Source organism: Pseudomonas yangonensis (genome assembly GCF_009932725.1).
Lineage (GTDB): Bacteria > Pseudomonadota > Gammaproteobacteria > Pseudomonadales > Pseudomonadaceae > Aquipseudomonas > Aquipseudomonas yangonensis.
This window is the reverse complement of sequence record NZ_BLJU01000002.1, coordinates 355,297-379,930: the sequence shown is the minus strand read 5'-3', so window position 1 is coordinate 379,930 and position 24,634 is coordinate 355,297. Positions and strand designations below refer to the sequence as shown.

24 protein-coding genes are annotated in these 24,634 nt (G+C 63.8%); 12 read left to right on the top strand and 12 right to left on the bottom strand.

Annotated elements, in window-relative coordinates:
- Positions 1–316 precede the first annotated feature (316 nt).
- Entirely contained in the window at positions 317–1,948 is a 1,632-nt protein-coding gene (gene nadB, locus GYB81_RS03455; protein WP_161866595.1) for an L-aspartate oxidase, read from the top strand.
- On the opposite strand, the gene GYB81_RS03450 is transcribed toward nadB, so the two are convergent.
- A complete protein-coding gene (locus GYB81_RS03450; RefSeq protein ID WP_161866596.1) occupies positions 1,902–2,369 on the bottom strand; it encodes a protein YgfX in 468 nt (155 codons plus the stop codon). The genes nadB and GYB81_RS03450 overlap by 47 nt on opposite strands.
- A complete protein-coding gene (locus GYB81_RS03445) occupies positions 2,353–2,607 on the bottom strand; it encodes an FAD assembly factor SdhE (protein ID WP_161866597.1) in 255 nt (84 codons plus the stop codon). Before GYB81_RS03445 ends, GYB81_RS03450 begins: the two co-directional genes overlap by 17 nt.
- 145 nt (positions 2,608–2,752) lie before the next feature.
- On the opposite strand from GYB81_RS03445, the gene ygfZ reads away from it, so the two are divergent.
- The 3 genes from ygfZ to GYB81_RS03430 all read left to right on the top strand — a co-directional run bounded on the left by ygfZ (position 2,753) and on the right by GYB81_RS03430 (position 5,399).
- Entirely contained in the window at positions 2,753–3,694 is a 942-nt protein-coding gene (gene ygfZ, locus GYB81_RS03440; protein ID WP_161866598.1) for a CAF17-like 4Fe-4S cluster assembly/insertion protein YgfZ, read from the top strand.
- 47 nt (positions 3,695–3,741) lie between these two features.
- Positions 3,742–4,578, top strand: a complete 837-nt coding sequence (locus tag GYB81_RS03435) for an HDOD domain-containing protein (protein ID WP_161866599.1) — start codon at positions 3,742–3,744, stop codon at positions 4,576–4,578.
- A 65-nt stretch (positions 4,579–4,643) separates the two neighbouring features.
- A complete protein-coding gene (locus GYB81_RS03430; RefSeq protein WP_161866600.1) occupies positions 4,644–5,399 on the top strand; it encodes a substrate-binding periplasmic protein in 756 nt (251 codons plus the stop codon).
- Here the strand turns inward: GYB81_RS03430 and GYB81_RS03425 are convergent.
- Together GYB81_RS03425 and GYB81_RS03420 are read right to left on the bottom strand one after the other, a co-directional pair.
- Positions 5,382–6,779, bottom strand: coding sequence for a sensor histidine kinase (locus tag GYB81_RS03425; protein ID WP_161866601.1), 1,398 nt, complete (start codon positions 6,777–6,779; stop codon positions 5,382–5,384). The genes GYB81_RS03430 and GYB81_RS03425 overlap by 18 nt on opposite strands.
- A complete protein-coding gene (locus GYB81_RS03420; protein WP_161866622.1) occupies positions 6,776–7,447 on the bottom strand; it encodes a response regulator in 672 nt (223 codons plus the stop codon). The genes GYB81_RS03425 and GYB81_RS03420 overlap by 4 nt, the downstream gene beginning before the upstream one ends.
- Positions 7,448–7,712: 265 nt before the next feature.
- On the opposite strand from GYB81_RS03420, the gene GYB81_RS03415 reads away from it, so the two are divergent.
- The 5 genes from GYB81_RS03415 to GYB81_RS03395 all read left to right on the top strand — a co-directional run bounded on the left by GYB81_RS03415 (position 7,713) and on the right by GYB81_RS03395 (position 13,019).
- The gene (locus GYB81_RS03415) at positions 7,713–8,978 is read left to right on the top strand and encodes an OprD family porin (RefSeq protein ID WP_161866602.1); all 1,266 of its coding nucleotides are present in this window, start codon (positions 7,713–7,715) and stop codon (positions 8,976–8,978) included.
- Positions 8,979–9,007: 29 nt separating this feature from the next.
- Complete coding sequence (locus tag GYB81_RS03410) at positions 9,008–9,985, top strand: Bug family tripartite tricarboxylate transporter substrate binding protein (protein ID WP_161866603.1); 978 nt, start codon at positions 9,008–9,010, stop codon at positions 9,983–9,985.
- 62 nt (positions 9,986–10,047) lie between these two features.
- A complete protein-coding gene (locus GYB81_RS03405; RefSeq protein WP_161866604.1) occupies positions 10,048–10,491 on the top strand; it encodes a tripartite tricarboxylate transporter TctB family protein in 444 nt (147 codons plus the stop codon).
- Position 10,492: 1 nt separating this feature from the next.
- A complete protein-coding gene (locus tag GYB81_RS03400) occupies positions 10,493–12,013 on the top strand; it encodes a tripartite tricarboxylate transporter permease (RefSeq protein ID WP_161866605.1) in 1,521 nt (506 codons plus the stop codon).
- Positions 11,997–13,019 carry an AbrB family transcriptional regulator gene (locus GYB81_RS03395; RefSeq protein ID WP_161866606.1) on the top strand — a complete coding sequence of 341 codons (1,023 nt, stop codon included), beginning with the start codon at positions 11,997–11,999 and terminating at the stop codon, positions 13,017–13,019. Before GYB81_RS03400 ends, GYB81_RS03395 begins: the two co-directional genes overlap by 17 nt.
- Before the next feature lie 103 nt (positions 13,020–13,122).
- Here the strand turns inward: GYB81_RS03395 and GYB81_RS03390 are convergent, their stop codons facing one another.
- Entirely contained in the window at positions 13,123–14,004 is an 882-nt protein-coding gene (locus GYB81_RS03390) for an RluA family pseudouridine synthase (protein WP_161864378.1), read from the bottom strand.
- A gap of 125 nt (positions 14,005–14,129) precedes the next feature.
- Between GYB81_RS03390 and GYB81_RS03385 the strand changes: the two genes are divergently transcribed.
- The 3 genes from GYB81_RS03385 (at position 14,130) to GYB81_RS03375 (ending at position 17,917) form a co-directional block, all read left to right on the top strand.
- A complete protein-coding gene (locus GYB81_RS03385; RefSeq protein ID WP_161864379.1) occupies positions 14,130–14,801 on the top strand; it encodes a COG3650 family protein in 672 nt (223 codons plus the stop codon).
- Positions 14,802–14,938: 137 nt separating this feature from the next.
- Positions 14,939–16,153, top strand: a complete 1,215-nt coding sequence (locus tag GYB81_RS03380; protein WP_233787473.1) for an MFS transporter — start codon at positions 14,939–14,941, stop codon at positions 16,151–16,153.
- 150 nt (positions 16,154–16,303) lie between these two features.
- Positions 16,304–17,917 (top strand): NAD(P)/FAD-dependent oxidoreductase, encoded by a 1,614-nt coding sequence (locus GYB81_RS03375; RefSeq protein ID WP_161864380.1) that lies wholly within the window; start codon positions 16,304–16,306, stop codon positions 17,915–17,917.
- Between the two features lie 167 nt (positions 17,918–18,084).
- On the opposite strand, the gene GYB81_RS03370 is transcribed toward GYB81_RS03375, so the two are convergent.
- From GYB81_RS03370 to GYB81_RS03340, 7 genes are all read right to left on the bottom strand, one after another.
- The gene (locus GYB81_RS03370; RefSeq protein ID WP_161864381.1) at positions 18,085–18,600 is read right to left on the bottom strand and encodes a GNAT family N-acetyltransferase; all 516 of its coding nucleotides are present in this window, start codon (positions 18,598–18,600) and stop codon (positions 18,085–18,087) included.
- 108 nt (positions 18,601–18,708) lie between these two features.
- Positions 18,709–19,047, bottom strand: coding sequence for a Na+/H+ antiporter subunit G (locus GYB81_RS03365; RefSeq protein WP_161864382.1), 339 nt, complete (start codon positions 19,045–19,047; stop codon positions 18,709–18,711).
- Between the two features lie 12 nt (positions 19,048–19,059).
- Positions 19,060–19,329, bottom strand: a complete 270-nt coding sequence (locus GYB81_RS03360; RefSeq protein ID WP_161864383.1) for a K+/H+ antiporter subunit F — start codon at positions 19,327–19,329, stop codon at positions 19,060–19,062.
- Entirely contained in the window at positions 19,314–19,811 is a 498-nt protein-coding gene (locus GYB81_RS03355) for a Na+/H+ antiporter subunit E (protein ID WP_161864384.1), read from the bottom strand. Before GYB81_RS03355 ends, GYB81_RS03360 begins: the two co-directional genes overlap by 16 nt.
- Entirely contained in the window at positions 19,808–21,319 is a 1,512-nt protein-coding gene (locus GYB81_RS03350) for a monovalent cation/H+ antiporter subunit D (RefSeq protein ID WP_161864385.1), read from the bottom strand. The genes GYB81_RS03355 and GYB81_RS03350 overlap by 4 nt, the downstream gene beginning before the upstream one ends.
- The gene (locus GYB81_RS03345; RefSeq protein WP_024307413.1) at positions 21,316–21,645 is read right to left on the bottom strand and encodes a Na+/H+ antiporter subunit C; all 330 of its coding nucleotides are present in this window, start codon (positions 21,643–21,645) and stop codon (positions 21,316–21,318) included. The genes GYB81_RS03350 and GYB81_RS03345 overlap by 4 nt, the downstream gene beginning before the upstream one ends.
- A 1-nt stretch (position 21,646) precedes the next feature.
- Positions 21,647–24,439, bottom strand: a complete 2,793-nt coding sequence (locus GYB81_RS03340) for a monovalent cation/H+ antiporter subunit A (RefSeq protein ID WP_161864386.1) — start codon at positions 24,437–24,439, stop codon at positions 21,647–21,649.
- Between the last annotated feature and the right edge of the window lie 195 nt (positions 24,440–24,634).

Below are 24,634 nucleotides of genomic sequence, written 5' to 3'. Positions count from 1 at the left end.
TCCCTTATATGGGCGACCCACTATGGAACCTTAAAGACTAAAAAAGTTCCCAGAACACGTCGGTCGGTCATAAGAGTTGCTTCAAAATACGCGAGCTAGGGCTCTGCACGGCGAGGGCAAGCGAGGACTAGGAAATGAGCAGCGCTCGTTTCACTCGCCCTCCGGCCATCCCCGACATACATTGACAAGTCAATGTCCGAGATTGGCTTCGACGCAGCAGGACCGACACGTAGCGGATAATGATGTGGCTCTGGCCGGCTATTGTGCCGCTGCCCCTCTCTATATACTAGGGCTCGCTTTCACGCGGAACTCGGACATGAGCCACCACTTCCAGCACGATGTTCTGGTCATCGGCAGCGGCGCTGCCGGCCTGACCCTCGCCCTCACCCTGCCGACCCATCTGCGCATTGCGGTTTTGAGCAAAGGCAATCTGGCCAATGGTTCAACCTACTGGGCGCAAGGCGGCGTGGCAGCCGTACTGGACGACACCGACACGGTCGAATCCCACGTCGCCGATACCCTCGATGCCGGCGCGGGGTTGTGCCGCGAAGACGCCGTGCGCTTCACGGTAGAACACAGCCGCGAAGCCATCCAATGGCTGATCGATCAAGGCGTACCCTTTACCCGTGACGATGAAACGGCACGCGAGGACGGTGGTTTCGAGTTCCATTTGACCCGCGAAGGCGGCCACAGCCATCGGCGCATCATTCACGCAGCCGATGCCACCGGCGCGGCGATCTTCAATACGCTACTGGAGCAGGCCCGCCAGCGCTCGAATATCGAATTGCTGGAACAGCGCGTTGCCGTCGACCTCATCACCGAGCGCAAACTCGGCCTGGATGGCGAGCGCTGCCTGGGCGCTTACGTACTGGATCGCGCCTGCGGCGAAGTCGACACCTTCAGCGCACGCTTCGTGATTCTCGCCACCGGCGGTGCCGCCAAGGTCTATCTCTACACCAGCAACCCAGACGGCGCCTGTGGCGATGGTATCGCCATGGCCTGGCGTGCCGGCTGCCGCGTCGGCAACCTGGAGTTCAACCAGTTCCACCCCACCTGCCTGTATCACCCGCAGGCCAAGAGCTTCCTCGTCACCGAAGCCGTTCGCGGTGAGGGCGGCCTGCTCAAGCTGCCCAATGGCGAACGCTTCATGCAGCGCTTCGATGAGCGTGCCGAACTGGCACCGCGCGACATCGTCGCCCGCGCCATCGACCATGAAATGAAGCGCCTGGGGATCGACTGCGTCTATCTGGATATCAGTCACAAGCCGGCGGAGTTCATCAAGAATCACTTTCCCACCGTCTACGAACGCTGCCTTGGCTTTGGCATCGACATCACCAAACAGGCCATCCCGGTGGTGCCGGCCGCGCATTACACCTGTGGCGGCGTCGTGGTCGATCGGCATGGCCGCACCGACGTGCCGGGGCTGTATGCCATCGGCGAGACCAGCTTCACCGGCCTGCATGGTGCCAACCGCATGGCCAGCAACTCGCTGCTCGAATGCTTCGTCTACGCCCGCTCGGCCTGCGCCGATATCGTGCAACACCTGGATACCATCGGCATGCCCGACAACCTGCCCTGCTGGGATGCCAGCCAGGTGACCGACTCGGATGAGGACGTGATCATCGCGCACAACTGGGACGAGTTGCGCCGCTTCATGTGGGACTATGTCGGCATCGTGCGGACCAACAAGCGCCTGCAGCGCGCGCAGCATCGCGTACGCCTGCTGCTGGACGAAATCGATGAGTTCTACTCGAACTACAAGGTCAGTCGCGATCTGATCGAATTGCGCAATCTGGCACTGGTCGCCGAGCTGATGATCCGTTCGGCCATGCAGCGCCATGAAAGCCGCGGCCTGCACTATACCCTCGATTACCCCGAGCAGTTGGCCGAAGCCCGCGACACTATTCTGGTGCCGACACCCCAGGCTCAGCCCAGCGTCGCCGACTGAACTTCAAACGCAGGCGCAGGCGCCGATGCTGTTCGGGCGCCAGCGCATCACGTGCGATGCACAGCCCACGACTGATCCGCTGACCCGGCACGCGATAACGCAACACCACTGCCAGCGGCAACGCCAGACTATCGGGGCGCAGTTGAACCGCCTGCCAGCCGTTGGCAGCACTGTATAGATGCCAGCCGAACGCATCACGACGCAAACCGGTAACGGCCTGCGGTGCCGTCAGCAGAACGTGCCGCGGCAGCACCCAGGCTGCGTGCGCCAGACACGGAAAAGGTGAAAACAGTTTCGACCAGAGGGGGATGTCGGCTAGCCAGGGCGCCAGCAGAGCCAGCGCCAGGACCGCCAGATAGAGCCTCAACAACCAGCGTGATGGCTGCCAGCGGCTCTCGAAGACGTCACTTGGGTTGGACACGATCCAGGATCATGCGCACGATGTGGCGCAGGTCGGCATCCTCAGGCTCGCCGCGCTGCATGAACCAGCCGAACATGTCCTGATCCTCGCACTCCAGCAGTTTGCGGTAGCGCGCCTGGTTCTCTGCATCCAGGCTCGGGTAGACATCCTGGACGAAAGGCACCAGCAGTACATCCAGCTCCAGCATGCCACGACGGCTATGCCAGAACAGGCGATTCAGTTCACTTTGCTCAACCATGCAACGGACTCCTCGAACGAGGACGGCAGTATAACGGCGAATTGCCTCGCTGTTCACCGAGACGCTGTGCAATTGCGCTGACAACGCCCTACCACGCCTACTATGATGACGCCCCTGACCTTTATCCTGTGATTCGATTTGCACCATGGCCGATAGCGCTTACTTCACCCTCCTCGATCACGAAGGCCTGCTAGCCGTACGCGGCGCGGATGCGGCCAAGTTCCTGCAGGGCCAAGTGACCTGCAACCTCAATTACCTGAATGCCGGCCAATCCAGCCTGGGCGCCCGCTGTACGCCCAAGGGTCGCATGCTGTCGAGCTTTCGCGTCGTTCAGGTGGACGATGGCTATCTATTGGCCATGGCGCGCGAGCTGATCGAATCGCAGCAGGCCGACCTGCAGAAATACGCGGTGTTCTCCAAATCCAAGCTCAGCGATGAAAGCGCCGCCTGGGTCCGTTTTGGCCTGGCCGGCGGCGACGCCATGCTCAACGAGCTTGGCCTGCAACTGGGTGCTGCCAGCGACTCCGTCACCAGCGCTGGGCAGCTATTGGCCGTGCGCCTGAGCGACGGCCGTGCGGAACTCTGGGCTCCGGCCACTGAAGCCGAACAGTTGCAAGGCCGCCTGGCGGCCCTGCTGCCGCAGGCTCCGCTGAACGACTGGTTGCTGGCTCAGGTGCGTGCCGGCGTCGGCCAGGTGTTCGGTGCGACCCGCGAGTTGTTCATCCCACAAATGATCAACCTGCAGGCCCTGGGCGGCGTGAGCTTCAAGAAGGGCTGCTATACCGGCCAGGAGATCGTCGCGCGCATGCAATACCTGGGTAAGCTCAAGCGCCGCCTGCAGCGCCTGCGCCTGGTCGCCCAGGAGCTACCGGCCGTCGGCGTTGAATTGTTCTCCCCGGTGCATGGCTCCAGCGTCGGCGAAGTGGTGCTGGCCGCTCAGGCCGGCGATGCCATCGAACTGCTCGCCGTACTGCAGGAGGACGCCGTGGGCGACGGCCGCATTCACCTTGGCCGCGCTGACGGCCCGACGATGACCCTGCTCGATTTGCCTTACCAGCTGGATGCCGACAAGGAAATCCAGCGCTGATTAACGTCCTGGCGCCGCCGCATCGGGCCGCCTATAGAGAGCCTTTAATGAGCAAGCTTGCTGAAAAAGTCCAACAGGAACTGATCCACGCCATCGAAAACGATGAGCTGGTGCTGCCCACCCTGCCTGAAGTGGCACTGCAGGTTCGCGAAGCTGCGGAAGACCCCAACGTGGGCATTCCTCAGATCAGCAAGGTGATCGGCAACGACGCAGCCCTGACCGCACGCATCATCAAGGTGGTCAACAGCCCGCTGCTGCGCAGCAGCAAGGAGATCACCGACCTGCAGATGGCGGTCAGTCGCCTGGGCATCAACTACACCTGCAACCTGGCCACCGGCCTGGCCATGGAGCAGATGTTCCAGGCCACCAGCGACGTAGTCGACCGCAAGATGCGCGAAGTGTGGAACAAGAGCACCGAGATCGCCGGCATCTGCCACGTATTGTGCCGCCACTACACGCGCCTGATGCCCGATCAGGCCACCCTCGCCGGCCTGGTGCACCAGATCGGCGTATTGCCGATTCTCACCTATGCCGAGGAGCACAACGAGCTGCTGGCCGATTCAATCAGCCTCAACCACGTGATCGAACAGATTCATCCGATCATCGGCGACAAGATCCTGCGCACCTGGGAATTTCCCGAGCCCATCGCCATCGTGCCCAGCCAGTATCTGAACTTCAGCCGCGATTCGGCCAAGGCCGATTACGTGGACATCGTTCAGGTGGCCACTCTGCAGAGCTATCTGGGCAGTACGCACCCTTACACGCAGCTGGACTGGAGCAAGGTACCCGCCTTCGCCAAGCTCGGCCTGGACCCGCAGGTCGATATGCAGGCCGACGAAGACCTGTCTGCGGCAATGGAAGCGGCCATGAGCATGCTGCAATAAATGCATCTCGCCACGGATGGCGAACTGCCTCTACACTCCAGTCGATTGCCTGAGGAAGTAGAGCCATGCGTTTTGCATTCGTCCTGCTCGTCCTGTTGTTCGGCAGCGTCCAGGCTGCCGAGCGAGTGCGCCTTACCAACGGCGAATGGCCACCCTATCAGGGCGAAAGCCTGCCCCACCATGGTGTCGCGTCACGCATTGTCGCCGAGGCGTTCGCGCTGCAGGGCATCGACGTGCAATGGGAGTTTCACCCCTGGGCACGCTCTCTGAAAATTGCCGAGCAAGGCCTGCGCCGAGGCAGCGCTGTCTGGTTTTACAGCCCTGAACGCGCGAAGCACTTTCTCATCAGCGATGCGGTAGTCGAAAGCGGTTATCACCTGTTTTACCGCAAGGATCTCGCCTTCGACTGGCACGACATCAAAGATCTGCGCGGCCTGCGCATCGCCGTGACACGCGGCTATGATCACGGCGACGCCTTTCGCCGCGCCGAAGCGGCCGGCGAACTCCAGGTGGTGCGCCTGACCAGCGATGAACAGGGTCTACGTCAATTGCTCGCCGGGCGCATCGATCTGTTTCCGGTCGACAAGGTGGTAGGCTTCGACCTGCTGCACCGAAAGTTCACTGCCGCCGAGCGCCAGCGCCTGAGCTTTCACCCCAGGCCGCTGCACAGCGCCAGCATGTATCTGCTGCTATCACGCAACGTGCATGGCAATGTCGAGCTGATGCAGCGCTTCAACCTCGGTCTCAAGCAACTGCGCGACAGCGGCAAGGTTTCCCAGTACCTGCTGGAGATCCAGCAGCCGCTAAGTCTCAGTCACTGACGGGGGAAACTCGACACGTACCCGCAGGCCGTGTGGCTGCGCCTGATGCAGGCTGATTCTGGCCTGATGGGCGCGGCAAATCTCACCGACGATGGCCAAGCCAAGGCCCGCTCCATTGCCCAGACGGCTACGCCGGTAGAAACGTTCGAAGACTTTCTCGTGCTCCGCTTCGGGAATGCCCGGCCCGTCGTCCTCGACCTCCAGCACGGCGGGGGCCAAGGCGCGGATGATGAGATTTCCGCCAGCTGGCGTATGCGCCAGCGCGTTATCCAACAAATTGTTCAACAGCTCATTGAGCAGCGTTGGCTCGCCATCGATCCACACCGGCTGCTCAGCCTCCAGGGCCAGCGCAACGCCACGGGCGTGAGCCAGAGGCGCCATGGCCAGACCCAGTTCGCGAGCCAGCTGGCTCAGGTCTATACGCTGAGCGCCCCCTTCGGTAATGGCCCGGGCGCCGCTCTCGATACGCGCCAGGGACAGCAGCTGATTGGCCAGCGACGTCAGGCGATCACCTTGCTGGGCCGCCTGCTCCAGCGTGTTGCGCCACTCCTCGGGTTGCTCGGCGCGCAAGCCCAGGGTTATTCGCGCCTTGAGCGCCGCCAGCGGCGTACGTAACTCATGGGCTGCATCGGCGATGAATTGCGACTGGCGTTCAAACAGGCCTTGCAAGCGCTCGTTGAACTGGTTGAGCGTTTCCACCAGCGGCAGTACCTCGCGTGGCAGGCCGCTGCCCGGCAGGGGCTGCAGGTCATCGCTGGCTCTCTCGGCCACCTCCCGGCGCAGCGCTTCCAGCGGGCGCAAGGCCAGGTTCACGGCCAGCCACACCAGCAACAATGCGCTGACCGAAAGCAGTCCCATGCGCCACAGGGTTCCAATCAACAGCTCACGTGCCATGCGCTCACGCGCGCCCTGGGTTTCCGCTACGCGGATTTCGGCAATGCCGTTGAGCTGCGGTTCGCTGACCGGCTGCAGCAGGCTGACCACGCGCACACCCTGGTTGCGATACTGGGCATCGTAGAAGTGCGCCAGAGCCGGGTAATCGTCGGTGCGCGGAGTGCCCGGCGGCGCTGGCGGCAGGTCCTCGTAACCGGAAACCTGATTGCCCTGCAGATCGAGCACCTGGTAATAGATGCGCCCGGCACTGTCGTAGGCGAAGGTATCCAGCGCTACGTAAGGAATATTCGCGCGCAGCCGGCCATCATCGGCATACAGACCATCGGCCACCGCCCGCGCCGACGCCAACAGCGTACGGTCATAGGCCGTATCCGCTGCACGGCGAGCACTCCAATAGGCACTGAAGCTGCTCAGCAACAGAATCAGCGACAGCAGCAGCGCCAAACGCCGCAACAGACGCCCGCGCAGGCTGGCGCCACGACTCATGCCTCGACCGCCTCCAGCAGGTAACCGAGACCGCGGAAAGTGACGATACGCACGGCACGGCCTTCGAGCTTCTTGCGCAGGCGGTGAATGTAGATTTCGATGGCATCCGGGCTGGCATCCTCGTCCAGGCCAAACACCTGCGCCGCCAGTTGCTCCTTGCTCATCACCCGGCCCGGCCTGGCAATCATCGCCTCCAGTACCGCCTGCTCGCGGGCGGTAAGGCTCAGAGCCTCGCCATCGAGGCTGAAACGGCGCGTACCCAGGTCATAGACCAGATCACCACAGCGCTGCAATTGCTCGCCGCCGAGCACACTACGCCGCAGCAGAGCTTTGACCCGTGCCTCCAGTTCGCTCAACTCGAAGGGCTTGGCCAGATAGTCATCGGCGCCGAGATTGAGGCCATGCACACGGTCCTTGACCTCGCCACGCGCGGTCAATATGAGTACGGGCAGGGTCTGGCCGCGATCACGCAGGCGCGCCAGAACCGCAAAACCGTCCAGGCGCGGCAGGCCGATATCGAGGATTGCCAAAGCGTACTCTTCGCTGCAAAGCGCAAGGTCAGCCGCAATGCCGTCGTGCAGCACGTCCACCGTCCAGCCGGCCCCCTTCAGCGCCTGGGCCACGCTTTCCGCCAATTGCGGATGGTCTTCGACCAGCAGAATCCGCACCGCCACCTCCAGCTGCAGCATCGTCAAAGGCGCGCAGTTTAGCGCCGCTGCGGCTTCTGTGAATTGCTCAAATGCCAAAGCGGCAAACGAAACGCCCTCTAAATGACCTTGCAGGCCCTCGCCGCCGGCGCTGAAAAACTTTTTGCCATGAAAGCCTAGTGAAAGCTTGCCCTCATAGCATCGATCGAAGGTGGCTCGAACCACCTGCTCAAGCCGCCTGGCAGTGGTGCCAGGTGGCGACAAGAACAAAAACGGAGACCACAAGATGCTCGCAGCCTCACGTCAGGCCCTGCCGCCTGTACGCCTGCTCTGCCTGGCAATCGCCGCCACCGGCGCTGCCCCCTTCGCCAACGCGGCCTTCATCGAGGACAGCAGCGCCAGCCTCACTGCTACCAACATCTATCTCAACCGTGACTTCCGCCAGTTCGATGGCCAGAACAAGCGCGAAGAATGGGGCCAGGGTCTTTGGCTCGACGTGAAGTCCGGCTACACCGAAGGCACCGTTGGCTTCGGTGTCGATGCAATGGGCCTGCTCGGTATCAAGCTCGATTCGGGCAAGGGCCGCACCGGCACCGACCTGCTGCCTGTGCAGGATGATGGCGGCACCCCCGACGAATTCAGCCGCCTGAGTGCCACCGCCAAGGTGAAAATCTCCGCCACCGAGCTGCGCTACGGCTCGCATGTGCCGGAACTGCCGGTGGTCAAGGCCAGCGACAGCCGTCTGCTGCCGCAGGTGTTTGAGGGCGGCCTGCTGACCTCCTCCGAACTCGAAGGCCTGACCTTCACCGGCGGCCGCCTGGACAAGGTCATCGACCGCGCCTCGACCAATTCCGAAGAGATGGTGCTCAACGCCAAGAATCGCCGCTTTGCCTCCGGCGTCGAAGCCGACCACCTCGACCTCGCCGGCTTCGATTACAAGTTCGCGCCCGGCCTGACCGGCCGTTACTACTTCGCCGATCTCGATGACATCTACCGCCAGCACTTCTTCGGCCTGCTCACCAGCCACAAGCTTGGCGCCGGTACCCTGAGCAGCGACCTGCGCTACATCGTCAGCCGCGACAGCGGCGCGGCCAACGCCGGCAAGGTCGACAACCAGGCTTTCAACGCCATGGTCAGTTACGGCCTGGGCAACCACAAGGTTGGCCTGGGCTTCCAGGACATGAGCGGCGACACCGGTTTCGCCTACATCGACGGCAGCGATCCTTTCCTGATCAACTTCGTGCAGATCAACGATTTCGCCAACGCCGACGAGCGTTCCTGGCAGGCTCGCTACGATTACAACTTCGCCGGCATCGGCGTTCCCGGCCTGACCTTCATGACCCGCTACATCCGTGGTGACGATGCGCGTATCGCCGGCTCCGACGACCGTGGCGGCGAATGGGAGCGCGATATCGAGCTCAAGTACGTGGTCCAGAGCGGCCCACTCAAGGACCTCTACGTACGACTACGCAACGCCAGCTTCCGCTCCGACTTCGCCCGCGATGCGGACGAGAACCGTGTCATCGTCGGCTACACGCTGCCCATCTGGTAAACAACAACAAGACTCACGAGGAAACCATCATGAAATCTGTCCTGACCCGTGCCGCACTGGCGACTGCCTGCCTGGCCTTTGCCGGCCAGTTGCTGGCTGCCGAACCCAAGCGCCCTGAATGCATCGCCCCGGCCAAACCCGGCGGCGGCTTCGACCTGACCTGCAAGCTGGCCCAGAGCGGCCTGAAGGATACCGGCCTGCTCAAGGCGCCGATGCGCGTCACCTACATGCCGGGCGGCGTCGGAGCCGTGGCCTACAATGCCGTGGTCGCCCAGCGCGCCAAGGATCCGGGCACCATCACCGCCTTCTCCTCGGGCTCCCTGCTCAACCTGGCTCAGGGCAAGTTCGGCCGCTACGACGAAAACGCCGTACGCTGGCTGGCCGCCATCGGCACCGACTACGGCGCCATCACCGTACGTGAAGACGCCCCGTGGAAGAACCTCAACGAACTGGTCGAGGCTCTGAAGAAAGACCCGGCCAGCGTGGTATTCGGTGCCGGTGCCACCATCGGGGGCCAGGACTGGATGCAGACCGCGCTGATCGCCCGCGCAGCCGGTATCGATCCGCAGTCGCTGCGCTATGTGGCCTTCGAAGGCGGCGGTGAAACCCTTACCGCCATGCTCGGCGGCCATGTGCAGGTCACCTCCAGCGGCCTCGGCGAAGTCACCCCGCAACTGGCCGCCGGCAAGGTGCGCATCCTCGCCGTGCTGTCCGACGAGCGTCTGCCGGGCAAGCTGGCCGATATCCCGACTGCCAAGGAGCAGGGCTTCGATATCAGCTGGCCGGTGATCCGTGGTTTCTACATGGGCCCGCAGGTCAGCGACGAGCAGTTCAACTGGTGGAAAGAGCAGTTCGATCAGATGCTCGCCCGTGATGATTTCGCCGCCCTGCGCGAACAGCGTGATCTGTTCCCATTGTCGCTCACCGGCGAGGAACTCGATGCCTTCGTCCACAAGCAGGTGGAGGAATACAAGGCGCTGGCCGGCGAGTTCGGTCTGGTGCAGTAACACTCCCGCGTAATCCGCGCTCGGCCGCCATTCGGCGGCCGACGTTCCCGAGGTAAATCTCCATGTACGTTCGCCTGTTCTCCGCGATCTGGCTGCTGCTGTGTGCCTGGCTCGCTGTCGTTGCCTGGGGTTTCCAGGCGCCCTTCGCCTATGACCCGGTCGGTCCGCGCGCCTATCCGCTGCTGCTCCTGGCCCTGATGGGCGCCGGCAGCCTGTGGCTGATCTACAAGCCCGGCATGCTGGCGCAACGCCTGGACATCCCGACTGCATTACGCAGCGCACTGTGCGTCGTGGTGCTGCTGGCCTATGCGCTGACCTTCGAGCTGCTCGGCTTCGTCATCAGCACGGCCCTGGCCACCTTCGCCCTTGGCCTGCTGTTCACCGGTCGCCTACTGCCCTGCGCCATCAGTGCCGTGCTGATGGGTGTGCTGCTTTACGTTTTGTTCGATCTTCTTCTGGACGTGCCGCTGCCGCTCGGCCTGCTTGAAGCCTTCGTGGAGAGCTGAAATGGATACCCTTAACTTCCTCATGCAGGGCTTCGACGTCGCCACCAGGCCGACCAACCTGCTGGTAGCGCTGTTCGGCGCCTTCGTCGGCACCGTGGTCGGCCTGCTGCCCGGTCTTGGCCCGATCAACGGCGTAGCGCTGCTGCTGCCTCTGGCCTTTGCCCTCGGCCTGCCGCCGGAAACCGCACTGATCCTGCTCGCTGCCGTGTACCTGGGCTGCGAGTATGGCGGTCGTATCTCGGCCATCCTGCTCAACGTACCAGGCGACGCCGCCGCCATCATGACCACCCTGGACGGCTACCCGCTGGCCCGTCAGGGCAAGGCCGGCATCGCCCTGTCGCTGTCTGCAGTCAGCTCCTTCGTCGGCAGCATCATCGCCACCTGTGGCGTGGTGCTGTTCGCCCCGCTGCTGGCGAAATGGGCGGTGGCCTTCGGCCCTGCCGAATATTTCGTGCTGATGGTATTCGCCATCGCCTGCCTCGGCGGCATGGTCGGCGACAAGCCGGTCAAGACCCTGATGGCCGCGCTGATCGGCCTGGCCCTGGCCACGGTCGGCGTCGACTCGACCACCGGGGTGTATCGCTTTACCTTCGACAGCGTCAGCCTGTCCGATGGCATCCAGTTCGTCATCGTGGTGATCGGCTTCTTCAGCGTCAGCGAGATCCTGCTGATGCTGGAAAAGACCCATGGCGGTCAGAAAGCGGTGAAGGCCAGCGGGCGCCTGCTGTTCAACTTCAAGGAGTTCTGCCTGACCTTCTGGACCATGATCCGCAGCGCCCTGGCGGGCTTCGTCATCGGCACCCTGCCCGGTGCCGGCGCAACCATCGCCAGCGCCATGACCTACATGACCGAGAAGCGTCTGGCCGGCAACAAGGGCCGCTTCGGTGACGGCGACCTGCGCGGCCTGGCCGCTCCGGAAGCCGCCAACAACGCCTCGGCCTGCGGCTCGCTGATTCCCATGCTGACCCTCGGCGTGCCGGGTTCGGGCACCACGGCGGTGATGATCGGCGCGCTGACGCTGTACAACATCACTCCCGGCCCGCTGCTGTTCGAACAGCAGCCGGACGTAGTCTGGGGCCTGATCGCCTCGCTGTTCATCGGCAACGTCATCCTGCTGGTGATGAACATCCCCATGGTCGGCCTGTTCTCGCGCATGCTCAGCGTGCCGAACTGGGTGCTGGTGCCGGCGATCACCGTGGTCAGCATGGTCGGCGTCTATGCGGTGCACAGCACCACCTTCGACCTGGTGCTGATGATCGTCCTCGGCGTGTTCGGCTACATCCTGCGCAAGCTGGACTTCCCCCTGTCGGCGCTGATCCTGGGCTTCGTACTCGGCGAGCTGATGGAAGACAACCTGCGCCGCGCGCTATCGATTTCCGCCGGTGACCTGGGCATCCTCTGGGGCAGCCCGATCACGTTGGTCCTGTGGGCGCTGGTGGCATTGATGCTGGCCCTGCCGGGCATCCGCTGGATGCGTCGGCGCAAGCAGATCAAGGCTCAGGCTGATGCCGCTGCCGCGTGATCTGTGGGTAACACCGCTGGCCGGAGTGGCTGGCGGTTACATGGCCAGCCTCGCCGGCTGGCCTTTGCCGTGGATGGTGGGCTCGTTGCTGGCAGTGATCGCCGTACGCTGCCTGGCCAACCGCGCCTTCACTGAGCTGCCGGGCGGGCGCAAGGCCGGTCAATGGCTGGTAGCCAGCGGCATCGGCCTGCACTTCACCAGTGATGTGCTGGAACAGGTGCTCAGCCATCTGCCGGTCATCGTCATGGGCGCCTTCGGCACGCTGCTGCTCAGCCTGATCGGTATCGCCACCCTGCGCCGTGCCGGCGTCGACCGCGCCACCGCCTTCTTCGCCAGCATGCCTGGCGGCGCCAGTGAGATGGTCAACCTGGCCCTGCGTCACGATGCCCAACCAGCCCGCGTGGCCGCAGCGCACAGTCTGCGTCTGCTGCTGGTGGTGCTGCTGATTCCGGCGCTGTTCACCTGGGGCCTGCCCGATGTCAGCGCACCACCTCGCGCACCCGTGGACTGGACCTGGCTGATCGGCCTGCTCGCCGCCGGCGCCGCACTGGCGGTGCTCTGGGGGCGCCTGAAACAGCCGAACCCCTGGATGCTCGGTCCACTGGTCGTCTGCGCCGCAGCCAGCGCCGGCTTCGACCTGCATCTGGGCCTGCCGCAAGGCATGGGCCAGCTCGGCCAGTGGTTGATTGGCTGCGCCCTGGGCTGCCACTTCGACCGCGCCTTCTTCCGCAGCGCACCGGGCTTCCTCGCCCGCGTCTTGCTGTTCACCCTGCTGGCGATGCTGGCCGCTGCCGGTCTCGGCGAGGTGCTCGGCTGGCTGGCCGGCGAAGATCACCTGTCGCTGATGCTGGGCATGATGCCCGGCGGTATCACCGAGCTCTGCCTGACCGCCGAAGCGTTGCAACTGTCGGTGGCGCTGGTCACCGCCCTGCAGGTGCTACGGCTGTTCTTGGTGATGTTCCTCGCCGAACCCTTATTCAAGCTCTGGTGCAAGCGCCACGCTTAGCCCGCCATGTGCGGGCTTTTTTTGCACGCCTGGCTGTGTGGCAAGGAAAAAGCGCGCGGCTGAGCCCCTCCCACAGCCATAGGGTGCGCCATGCGCACCAGGGCTACCACTGCAACAGCAGTTCGCTTTCGAACTCGCGCCTCTGCCCGCTAAGCGGATCGACGAAGCGCAGGCCGCGCGCCAGCAGCTTGAGTGGCTTGCTGTAGTCATCCGGCAGGTTGCGCGACTCCAGCAACTGCGGATAGAAATCGTCGCCGACGATGGGCGCGCCTAGACCGGCCAGATGCACGCGCAGCTGATGCTTGCGCCCCGTCACCGGCGACAGGCCGTAACGCCATAGGCCACCGCGCCGCTCCAGCACCTCGATTCGGGTTTCGCTATTGGTCTCGCCCGCGACTTCCTGCATGCGAAAGAAGGGCTCGCCATCGACCATGCGCGAACGGTGCAGGTAGGGAAACTGCAACTGCGGCAACGCCGGAGCGATAGCTTCGTAGCGCTTTTCCACCGCACGCTGGCGAAACAGCGCCTGGTACTGGCCGCGACTGGCCGGGTTGACCGAGAACAGCACCAGGCCGGCGGTGAGCCTGTCGATGCGATGGATCGGGACCAGGTCCGGATTGCCGGTGCGCTTGATCAGGCGAGCCAGCAGGGTCTGCTCGACATATTCGCCTGCCGGCATTACCGGCAGAAAATGCGGCTTGTCGGCAACCAGCAGGTGCTTGTCCTGCCATAGCACCTGTTCGAGGAAGGGAATCGGCGTCTCGTTCGGCACCTCACGGAAATAGCGCACCTTGAGCCCGACCCGGTAGGGATGCGTGGCATCGATGGGCGTGCCGGCCGCATCCAGCACCCGGCCGCGCGCCATACGTTCCTGCCAGGTAGCGCGGTCGATGGCGGGAAAGTGATCGCACAGGCAATCGAGTACCGTGGCCCAGTCGCCCTGTGGCAGATGAAGGGTACTGGGGCGCATGAGGGGGTTGGGCATTGCAGAGGCTGCTCGATCGAACCGGACGGGCGAATTAGGCCGCACTCGCCAGGCTCAGTCAAAGCAAACGGCTTGAGCCAGGGGCGCGCTGTGGCTATGGTGGCCGCTCGTATTTGGAGAGACCCATGTCCATCACCCGCTCCCTGCTCACTAGCGTCGCCCTACTCCCGCTTCTGGCCGCCTGCCAGGTCTACACCGGCAAACCGGAAGGGCCGCCTCCGGCCACCCGCCTGCAGGGTCAGGTACAGGTCGAGAATGGCCAGTTGGTGTTCATGCCCTGTCAGGAACAGCGCCGCTTCGTGCTGGTCGATGGCGACGGTACCGGTATCGAGCGGGAGGTCACGCGACTCGGCAGCGATGGCCATTCCAGCCTGTTCGTCGACCTCGGCGGTCATTTGGGTGGCAGCCAGGGCAAAGGCAACGACGGTCGCTTCGAGGTCAGCCAGATCTATCGCCTGCAAGGTGAAGGACACGGCTGTGACGATCTCAACTTCAAGCGCCTGGCCCTGCGCGCCAGTGGCAACGAACCGTTCTGGCAACTGGAAGTCGGCAGCAAGGGCCTGGTCCTCAACCGCCCCGATCACGAGCCGCTGGCCCTGCCCTACCTGGAAGAGCAAATGCCGGATGGCCGCCTCAACTACAGCAGCGAAGCCAACGGCCAGCGCCTCGATCTGTGGGTCGCCCCGCAGCGTTGCGTCGACGGCATGAGCGGCGCGGTCAATCACCTCAGTGCCGAACTGCGTCTCGATGGCCAGGTGCTGCGCGGCTGCGCGCACTTCGGTGCCATGCGCAACTGAACCTCGCCCGCCCCTTTACCGCCCCCGGCAAGTTGCGCGCATCGCCCGGCGAACTGCGGGCGTGTCTACCGTGTCGTCTGACACCCTCTTCACAGAGTCGCTCGCGTCGGGACAGCTCCTCCAAGCCCCGGCGCGAGATGAACAGCAAGGATTTCTACATGCCTCAGCCCGCCTCAACGGCCGCCGACCAACCCAGCTCCCCGCCCGCCGCATGGTGGGCCGTCGTGTCGCTGGCCCTGGGAGCCTTCGGGCTGGTGACCGCGGAGTTTTTGCCGATCAGCCTGCTCACGCCCATGGCGACCGAGCTGGGTGCCTCCAACGGCGTCGTAGGCCAGGCCATAACCGCGACAGCAGTGGTCGCGGCATTTGCCGGCCCGCTCATGGTGCTATGCGCCGGCCGGCTGGATCGCCAGAAGATCGTCTGGGGCTTGATGGTGGTGCTGGTGCTTTCCAGCGTCCTCTCGGCCTACGCCTCGAGCGTCGCCATCCTGCTGATCGCCCGCGGCCTGCTGGGCTTCGCCCTTGGCAGTTTCTGGGCGATGATGACCGCGTTGGCCCTGCGCCTGGTGCCGCCCGACAAGGTGCCGAAAGCCATCTCGATCATCCTCATGGGGATATCCTTCGCCACGGTATTTGCCGCACCGCTGGGAGCCTTCCTGGGTGATCTGTGGGGCTGGCGCATGACCTTCCTCGCGGCCTCGGGGATTGGCGTGGCGGCGCTGGCAATCCAGATGCTGACGCTGCCCCGACTGCCGTCTGCTGCTGCGCCTGGTCTGGCTTCGTTCAAGGCCGCATTGTCGCGCCGCGCGGTGGTCATCGGCCTGATCACCGGTCTGCTGGTCATTTCCGGGCACTTCGCAGCGCTGACCTTCATCCGCCCCTTTCTGGAGGAGGTGCCGCGTCTGGACGTCGGCACCGTGTCGCTGACCCTGCTGGCATTCGGTGTCTGCGGTTTTTTCGGCAACCTGATCGGGGGCGTCGTCGCCGCGCGCAGCCCGGCGTGGGCGGTGGCCAGCTGCTCGTTCCTGATCACCCTCGTGGCGCTTGCATTGGTGCTATTCGGTGCCGAAGTGAATGTCGCGTTCGTGGCGACCGCGCTCTGGGGCTTCGCCTTCGGGGCCTTCCCGGTGTCGATCTCCGTTTGGAATGCGCGGGCAGCTGCCGATCACGCCGAAAGCGCGGGCGCGCTGCTGTCCTCGACCTTTCAGGTGGCCATTGCCACAGGTGCGGTGCTCGGCGGGCTGATTATCGACGGGTTTGGTGCAAAGGCGGTGATTCTCTATGCCTGCACTGCAACGCTGGCCGGCGCTGCCCTGATGTTCGTGCGAGGCCGCGCGCTGGAAAGAAGCTGAACACAGCGGCGTGGCGCAGCAATCGTCCGCAAGGCCTGATCTGCACGGCTACGGCCGCTGACGCGGCGGCCCCTTTCGCCCCCTGAATCCCGTACAATCGCCGCCCTTCTTCACCTTGCCGGATCACCACCGGCCAACCAGGACACTGCCATGCTTCGCCTGACCGAACTGAAACTGCCCCTCGACCATGCCGACGAGGCCCTGCGTCCGGCCATCGTCCAGCGCCTGGGTATCGCCGATGCCGACCTGCTGGCCTTCAGCGTGTTCAAGCGCAGCTACGATGCGCGCAAGAAGTACGGCGATATGCCGTTCATCTACACCATCGATTGCGAGGTGAAAGACGAAGCGGCGCTGCTGGCGCGCCTGAGCGGTGACAAGCATGTCGGCCCGGCGCCGGACATCACCTACAAGCCGGTGGGCAAGGCCGAGGCGCCGCTGGACGAGCGCCCCATCGTGGTCGGCTTCGGCCCCTGCGGCATCTTCGCCGCGCTGATCCTGGCCCAGGCCGGCCTGCGCCCCATCGTGCTGGAGCGCGGCAAGGAAGTGCGCCAGCGCACCAAGGACACCTGGGGGCTGTGGCGCAAGAACGTGCTCGACCCGACCTCCAACGTGCAGTTCGGCGAAGGCGGCGCCGGCACCTTCTCCGACGGCAAGCTGTACAGCCAGATCAAGGACCCCAACCACTACGGGCGCAAGGTGCTGGAAGAGTTCGTCAAGGCCGGCGCGCCGGACGAGATTCTGTACGTCAGCAAGCCGCATATCGGTACCTTCCGCCTCACCGGCGTGGTTGCCACCATGCGCGAGGAGATCAAGGCCCTCGGCGGCGAGGTGCGCTTCCAGCAGCGCGTCAGCGACCTGCTGATGGAAGACGGCCAGCTTACCGGCGTGGTGCTGGAAAGCGGCGAGCAGCTCAACAGCCGCCACGTGATCCTTGCCCTCGGCCACAGCTCGCGCGACACCTTCCGCATGCTTCATGCCCGTGGCGTTTACCTGGAAGCCAAGCCCTTCTCGGTGGGTTTCCGCATCGAGCACCCGCAGTCGCTGATCGACCGAGCGCGCCTGGGCAAGTACGCCGGCCATCCGAAGCTCGGCGCCGCCGACTACAAGCTGGTGCACCACGCCAGCAATGGCCGTTCGGTATACAGCTTCTGCATGTGTCCGGGTGGCACCGTGGTCGCCGCCACCTCCGAACCGGAACGCGTGGTGACCAACGGCATGAGCCAGTATTCGCGCAACGAACGCAACGCCAACGCCGGTATCGTCGTTGGTATCACCCCCGAGCAGGACTACCCGGGCGGCCCGCTGGCCGGCGTGGAGCTGCAGGAGCGTCTGGAATCCCACGCTTACGTGCTCGGCGGACGCAACTACGAGGCGCCCGGGCAACTGGTGGGCGATTTCATTGCAGGCAAACCGTCCACCGCTCTGGGCGAGGTGCAGCCCTCCTACAAGCCGGGGGTAAAACTGGGCGATCTGGCGCCATCGCTGCCGGACTTCGCCATCGAAGCCATCCGCGAGGCGCTGCCGGCCTTCGGCAAGCAGATCAAGGGTTTCGACCTGGCCGATGCGGTGCTCACCGGCATCGAAACGCGCACCTCCTCGCCGGTGCGCATCACCCGTGGCGACGATCTGCAGAGCCTGAACCTCAAGGGCCTGTACCCCGCCGGCGAAGGCGCGGGCTACGCTGGCGGCATTCTTTCAGCCGGGGTCGACGGCATCCGCGTGGCGGAGGCAGTGGCCAAGGACATGCTCGCTCTGGATCGCTAACCCCTGCACGCACAGGGGTCGGCTTCCGGCCCCTGATTCAACTTTCTGACGAGCGTGTCCGGCCTTATCGCGGATAAATCCGCTCCTACCGGTCAGGCGTGTGCCGCAACACCGGCGCCTTCTGTAGACGCGAATTCATTCGCGATCCTGAAGCCGGCGCCGCCTCGTCAATCTTCATCACGGCGTATACGGCAAAGCGTTGAACGTCCCGAACCATGGGGGCGCCGGGCTGGGTCGGGATAAGTCAGCAGCTCGGTGAAACCGGCCTTGCGCATCATGCCTGCCGAGGCGGCGTTCTCTTCGTGGCGATCGATATAGACATCGCGCACACCCAGTCGCCAGAGATCCTGCACTGCCACCGTGAGCAGCTGAGCGCCAAGTCCGCGACCCGAGCAGTCGCGATGCACCACAGCCTCACAGATATAGCCGTGCAGCTGCCCGGCACGCGCAGCGGGTTGGTGAGCAGCGAAATCCTCGGTCAGACGATAGCTGACGAACCCCAGCAATTGCCCCTGCTCCTCGGCCAACACGGCCAGCGTTGTGCTCGCCGCGATCCCCAGCAGGTGCTGGCGAACCTCGACTTCGGGCAGATGATTCCAGGGGTTGGGGCCATGCTCGAGAATCAAAGCGCAGAGCGCCTCGATGTCCTCGACAACGGCCTGACGAATGACCAGCTCGCTCATGCTCCTGACTCCCTGACGCAGCGCGTCCTTTGCTCAAAGGATGCAGTCTAGGGCGGGCGAACGCCTGGCGACAGTTACAGCCAGGGACGAGAAACGACTGACAGTGGATCAGTGATCATCGTCCCACGGCTGGCCACGGGTCTGCTCGAACAGTTCGAGCTTCTTCTGCATTGCCGCCTTGGACAGGATGTGTGCGCTGACCGGAGCGGTGAGGAACAAAAACAGCGTGATCAGTAGCTCGTGCAGGCTGAGGCTGCCGGTGTGGTGGGCGAAGAACAGCATCGAGGCGATCAGCGTACCGCCGACACCCAGCGTGGTGGCCTTGGTCGGGCCATGCAGACGGGTGAAGAAGTCCGGCAGGCGATACAGGCCAATGGCGCCGACCAGGGCGAACAGGCTGCCCAGGATCAGACAGACGCAAATCAACAGTTCCAGCCAGAACGGCATGGTCATTTCCCCTTAATCGATGATGTCGCCGTGCAGCAGGTGTTTACCCACCGCGACCGTGCCGACGAAGCCCATTACCGCGATCAGCAGTGCGGCCTCGAAGAACAGATCCGATGCCAGCCAGATGCCGAACAGCATGATCAGCGCGAGCGCGTTGATGTAAAGGGTATCCAGGGCCAGCACCCGGTCGACCACGCTCGGCCCTTCGACCAGGCGCGCGACATTGAGCAGCATCGCCAGCGTGAGGATGCCCATGCACAGGAAGACTACGTTTTCGAGCATTCGAAAATCTCCAGCAGCGGCGTTTCATAACGGCTCTTGACGGCCGCGACCAGCTCGTCGCGATCCGGCACGTCGAGCCCGTGCACCAGCAGCGTCTTGTGATCGGAGCTGAGGCTGGCAGAGACCGTACCGGGCGTCAGCGAGATGATGCAGGCCAGGGTCGACAGGACGAACTCGTCCTCGATCTCTACCGGTACCTCGACGAATGCCGGCTTCAGGCGCGATTTCGGGCCCAATACCAGCTTCACCACCTGCAGGTTGGCCACCACGATGTCGTAGAACACCTTGCCAATGAACAGCAGCAGCCCCAGCGGCTTGCGCACCCTGGGCACGTGCAGCAGGAAGTCGCTGCACAGATGTACGATGGACCAGGCAAGGAACGCCCCGAGCAGGATATGCCCCAGATTGAGGGTGTTGACCAGCAGCAGCCAGAGCACCATCAGAACCAGCATCATCCGTGGGTGAGGGAAGAAACGTCTCATGCTGCACCTCCGGCGATGATCGACAGGTAAGGTTGCAGATCGAGCAATTGCGCCGCAGCGGCCTCCAGATAAGCCAGGATCGGTTTGGCAGCGATCAGCAGCAGCGGGCTGGCCAGCAACAGACCAAGCGTGGCAAACAGGCTGATGCGATCAGTAGGCTCGGCTCTGGAAGGCGCTGCGTCCGCGCCGTGACCCAGCCAGAACAGACTGGTACCGGCACGGCTCAACGCAACCAGGGTCAGCAAGCCGCCGATCAGCACCACCGGCCACAGACTCCAGGCCTGCCAGCCAGGCTCGGCCGCACGCAGCAGCAACAGCTTGCCGAAGAAACCGGAGAATGGAGGCAACCCGGCGACGGAGATGGATGCGAAGAAGAACATGCAGCCCAGCAACAGCGGCTGACGCAACACACGCTCCTGCTGCAGATCACCGCCTGCGCTGTCACGCTGGGCCACCACCAGGCCGGCGAGCAGGAACAACGCACCGCTGATCAGCGTGCTGTGCAGCATGTAGTAGAGCGCAGCACTCAGTGCAGCGGCGTTGCCAATGGCGAAGCCGGCCAACAGGGTGCCCACCGAAACCACCACCAGATAAGCCAGCAGGGCCTGCAGCTGTCGTGCACCCAGGGCACCAATGACGCCAAAGGCGATGGTCGGCAGCGCCAGCCACCAGAGCAACTCATGGCCGAGATTGGCCAGCGGCCCGGCCTGTTCACCGAACACCAGAGTGAATACGCGGACGATGGCGTAAAAACCGACCTTGGTCATGATGGCGAACAAGGCGGCCACCGAAGCGGGCGCCGCGGCGTAGGCGCGCGGCAGCCAGAAGCACAGCGGCAACACGGCGGCCTTGAGGCCGAAGACGATCAGCAACAGGTAGGCGGCGGCCTTGATCAGCGGCGCATCGGCGACATCAACGCTGGCTACGCGCGCGGCCAGGTCCGGCATGTTCAGAGTCCCGGTCAGACCGTATAGCAGGCTAACGCCGATCAGGAAGAACGATGAGCCCAGCAGGTTGAGCACCACGTAATGCACGCCGGCCCTGACCTGATTGGCGCGGTTGCCGTGCAGCAACAGCGCATAGGAGGAAATCAGCAGAACCTCGAAGAACACGAACAGGTTGAATAGGTCCGCGGTCAGGAAGGCGCCGTTGATGCCCAGCAACTGGAACTGGAACAACGCATGGAAGTTCGGCCCGCGCTCGTCTTCGCCACGGCAGGCGTAGATCAGCGCCAGGCTTGCAAGTAGCGCGGTGACCAGCAGCAGTGCAGCGTTGAGCCGGTCGAGCAATAGCATGATGCCGAACGGCGCCGCCCAATTGCCAAGGGCGTAAACCTGCAGCTGCCCTGCCCCGGCCAGCGTCACCAGATATATCCCCACTGGCAGCAGCGCCAGGCAGCCCACCAGGGAAATGCCTCGTCTGATCTCGCGCGACCAACCGTGGCCGACCAGCAGCAGCGCGCCAAAGAACAGCGGCAGAAGAATGGGGAGGATGATGGCGTGACTCATGCGCGCGGCTCCTCGCCATCGACGTGATCGGTTTTCAACTCACCCAGGCCACGCAGGGCCAGCACTACGACGAAAGCGGTCATGGCGAAGCCGATGACGATCGCGGTCAGCACCAGCGCCTGCGGCAGCGGATCACCGTACTCGGCGCTTTTGCCGATCACCGCTGGCACGCCGGTACCGAGACGGCCCATGGCGAAGATGAACAGGTTGACCGCATAGGAGATCAGGGTCAGTCCCATCACCACCGGGAAGATACGGGCGCGAAGCAGCAGGTAGACGCCGCTGGCAGTCAGCACTCCGAGGGTGATCGCGAATACTGCCTCCATATCAGATGACCTCCTTGTACGACTCGTCCTGACTGACATGGCCGATGTTGGAAAGAATCAGCAGGGTGGCGCCGACGACGGCCAGGTACACCCCAAGATCGAAGAGGATGGCGGTGGCCAGTTCGATTTCGCCAATCAGCGGAATATGGAAATGGCCGAACGCCGAAGTCAGGAACGGCGAGCCGAACGCCCAACTGCCGAGACCGGTCAGCCCGGCGATCAGTACGCCCCAGCCGGCGGTGGCGTGATAGCTGAACTTCAGGCGCTGCTGGGTCCAGGCCACGCCATGAGAGATGTACTGCAGGATCAGCGCCACCGAGGTGATCAGACCTGCGATGAAACCGCCTCCGGGCAGGTTGTGACCACGCAGGAAGATGAACGCCGAGATCAGCAGCGCCATTGGCAGCATCGCGCGCGCCAGGTTGTCGAGGATCAGCGGATGGGCATCGGTCGACCACGGCCGCCCGTTCTTGTCGTGGGTCGTATGCGGCAGGCGCAGGCCATGCAGCAGCGCATAGATGCCGATGGCAGCGATGGCCAGCACGGTGATTTCGCCCAGGGTATCGAAGCCGCGGAAGTCCACCAGGATCACGTTGACCACATTGGTGCCACCACCGCCGGAGACGCTGTTTTCAAGGAAGAACGACGAGATGCTCTGATAAGGACGGGTGAGCACGGCGTAGGTCAGCATCGCCACCATGGTACCGCTGCCCAGCGCCAGGACCAGGTCGCGCAAACCGCGCAGGCTGCTGGACTCGGCCGGGGTGCGGTCGTTCATGAAGTACAGGATAAGTATCAGCAAGATGATGGTCACCACCTCCACCGACAGCTGGGTCAGCGCCAGGTCCGGGGCGGAGAAACGAGCGAAGGCCAGTGCCACCATCAGGCCGGCGGCGCTGAGGATCATCAGGGCCACCAGGCGACGACGATGGAAGACCACGGTGAGCACTGCGGTCACCATCAGAATCAGCATGCCGGTGACGGTCAGCGGATCGATTGGTGTCATGGCCACACTGCCGGTCAGTTGTTCCAGCGGCGACAGGGCGACTACCACCAGAGTCAGGGCACTGCCGAGCATCCAGGCCAGGTAGCGCTGCAGCGAGCCACTTTCCAGCAGTTTGGTGATACGCACGGACAGGCGGGTCATGTAACGCACCACCTGATCGAAGGCATCCTTGGCGTCCAGATTCGGCAAACCTTCATACCAACGGAACAGCGGTTTGCGGCAGGCGTATACGATGATCCCGCCAAACAGGGCGACGAGGCTCATGATCAGCGGCAGGTTGAAGCCATGCCAGATCGCCAGGCTGTATTCGGGCAACTCGCCGCCCAACGTCGAGGCAGCGGCGGCGGCCAGCAGCGGTGCCACCGTATAGGCCGGCACCACGCCCACCAGCAGACAGAGGAAAACCAGCACCTCCACCGGCACCTTCATGTAGCGCGGCGGTTCGTGCGGCGGGTACTTGGGCAGATCGATCGGCTCGCCGTTGAAGAACACGTCGTGGATGAAACGCAGCGAATAAGCTACCGAGAACACGCCAGCCAGGGTCGCGGCAGCCGGAATCACCCAGTTGAACCCGCCCAGCAGGTGCTGGTGCAGGGTTTCGGTGAAGAACATTTCCTTGCTCAGAAAGCCGTTGAGCAGCGGTACACCGGCCATGGCCGAAGCCGCCACCATCGCCAGCACCGCCGTATGCGGCATGTACTTCCACAACCCGTTGATACGCCGCATGTCCCGGCTGCCGGTTTCGTGGTCGATGATGCCCGCTGCCATGAACAGCGAGGCCTTGAAGGTGGCGTGGTTGATGATGTGGAACACCGCGGCCACAGCGGCCAGGCGCGTATCCAGGCCAAACAGCAGGGTGATCAGGCCCAGGTGGCTGATGGTCGAATAAGCCAGCAGGCCCTTGAGGTCATGCTGGAACAGCGCCATGCCCGCGCCTACCAGCAGCGTGGCCAGTCCGGTCAGGCTGACCATGTAGAACCACCACTCGGAACCGGCCAGCGCCGGGTACAGGCGCGCCAACAGGAACACCCCGGCCTTGACCATGGTTGCCGAGTGCAGATAGGCCGATACCGGCGTCGGTGCCGCCATGGCGTGCGGCAGCCAGAAATGGAAGGGGAATTGCGCCGACTTGGTGAACACACCCAGCAACACCAGCACCAGCGCCACCGGATACAGCTCGTGCGCCCGGATCGCATAACCGGCGGCCAGCACCTGGGACAGCTCGAAGCTGCCGGCGATGTGACCGATCAGCAGGATACCGGCGAGCAGCGCCAGACCACCGCCGCCGGTGATCGCCAGCGCCATGCGCGCGCCCTTGCGGGCATCGGAGCGCGAACCCCAGAAGCCGATCAGCAGGAACGACGACAGGCTGGTCAGCTCCCAGAACATCAGCATAAGCAGCAGGTTTTCCGACAGCACCACACCCAGCATGGCGCCCATGAACAGCAGCAGGAAGGCGAAGAAACGCCCCATCGGCTCGGTCTTGGCCAGGTAATAGCGCGCGTAGAGGATCACCAGCAGGCCGATGCCGAGAATCAACAGGGCGAACAGGAAGCCCAGGCCATCGAGGCGCAGGCTGAGATTCAGGCCCAGGCTCGGCAGCCACTCCAGCTTGACCCGCAGCACCTCACCGGCGAACACCGCCGATCGATGATTGAACAGCAGCACCAGTGCCAAGACGGGCGCCAGGGCCGTGGCCGCGGCACAGGCCGAGCGTCCAAGCCGGTCGGCAAGCACCGGCAGAAACAACCCAAGAAATGGCAAGGCGACAATCAGCGCAAGCGCCATCGGATAAACCCCTTATGCAGGCACGCCGGGTCAGGCGGCCCAGCGACGAGAACTGGAGTCGCAACTCCCTGACGGTGATATTCCATGCACCACAACGGATCAGCTAAGTCGTTGTCGGCACAAGCATAACCGCCGATTATCCATAACTATCAACACAACGTCATGCATTGAACGATCATTAAACACACTTGGTTA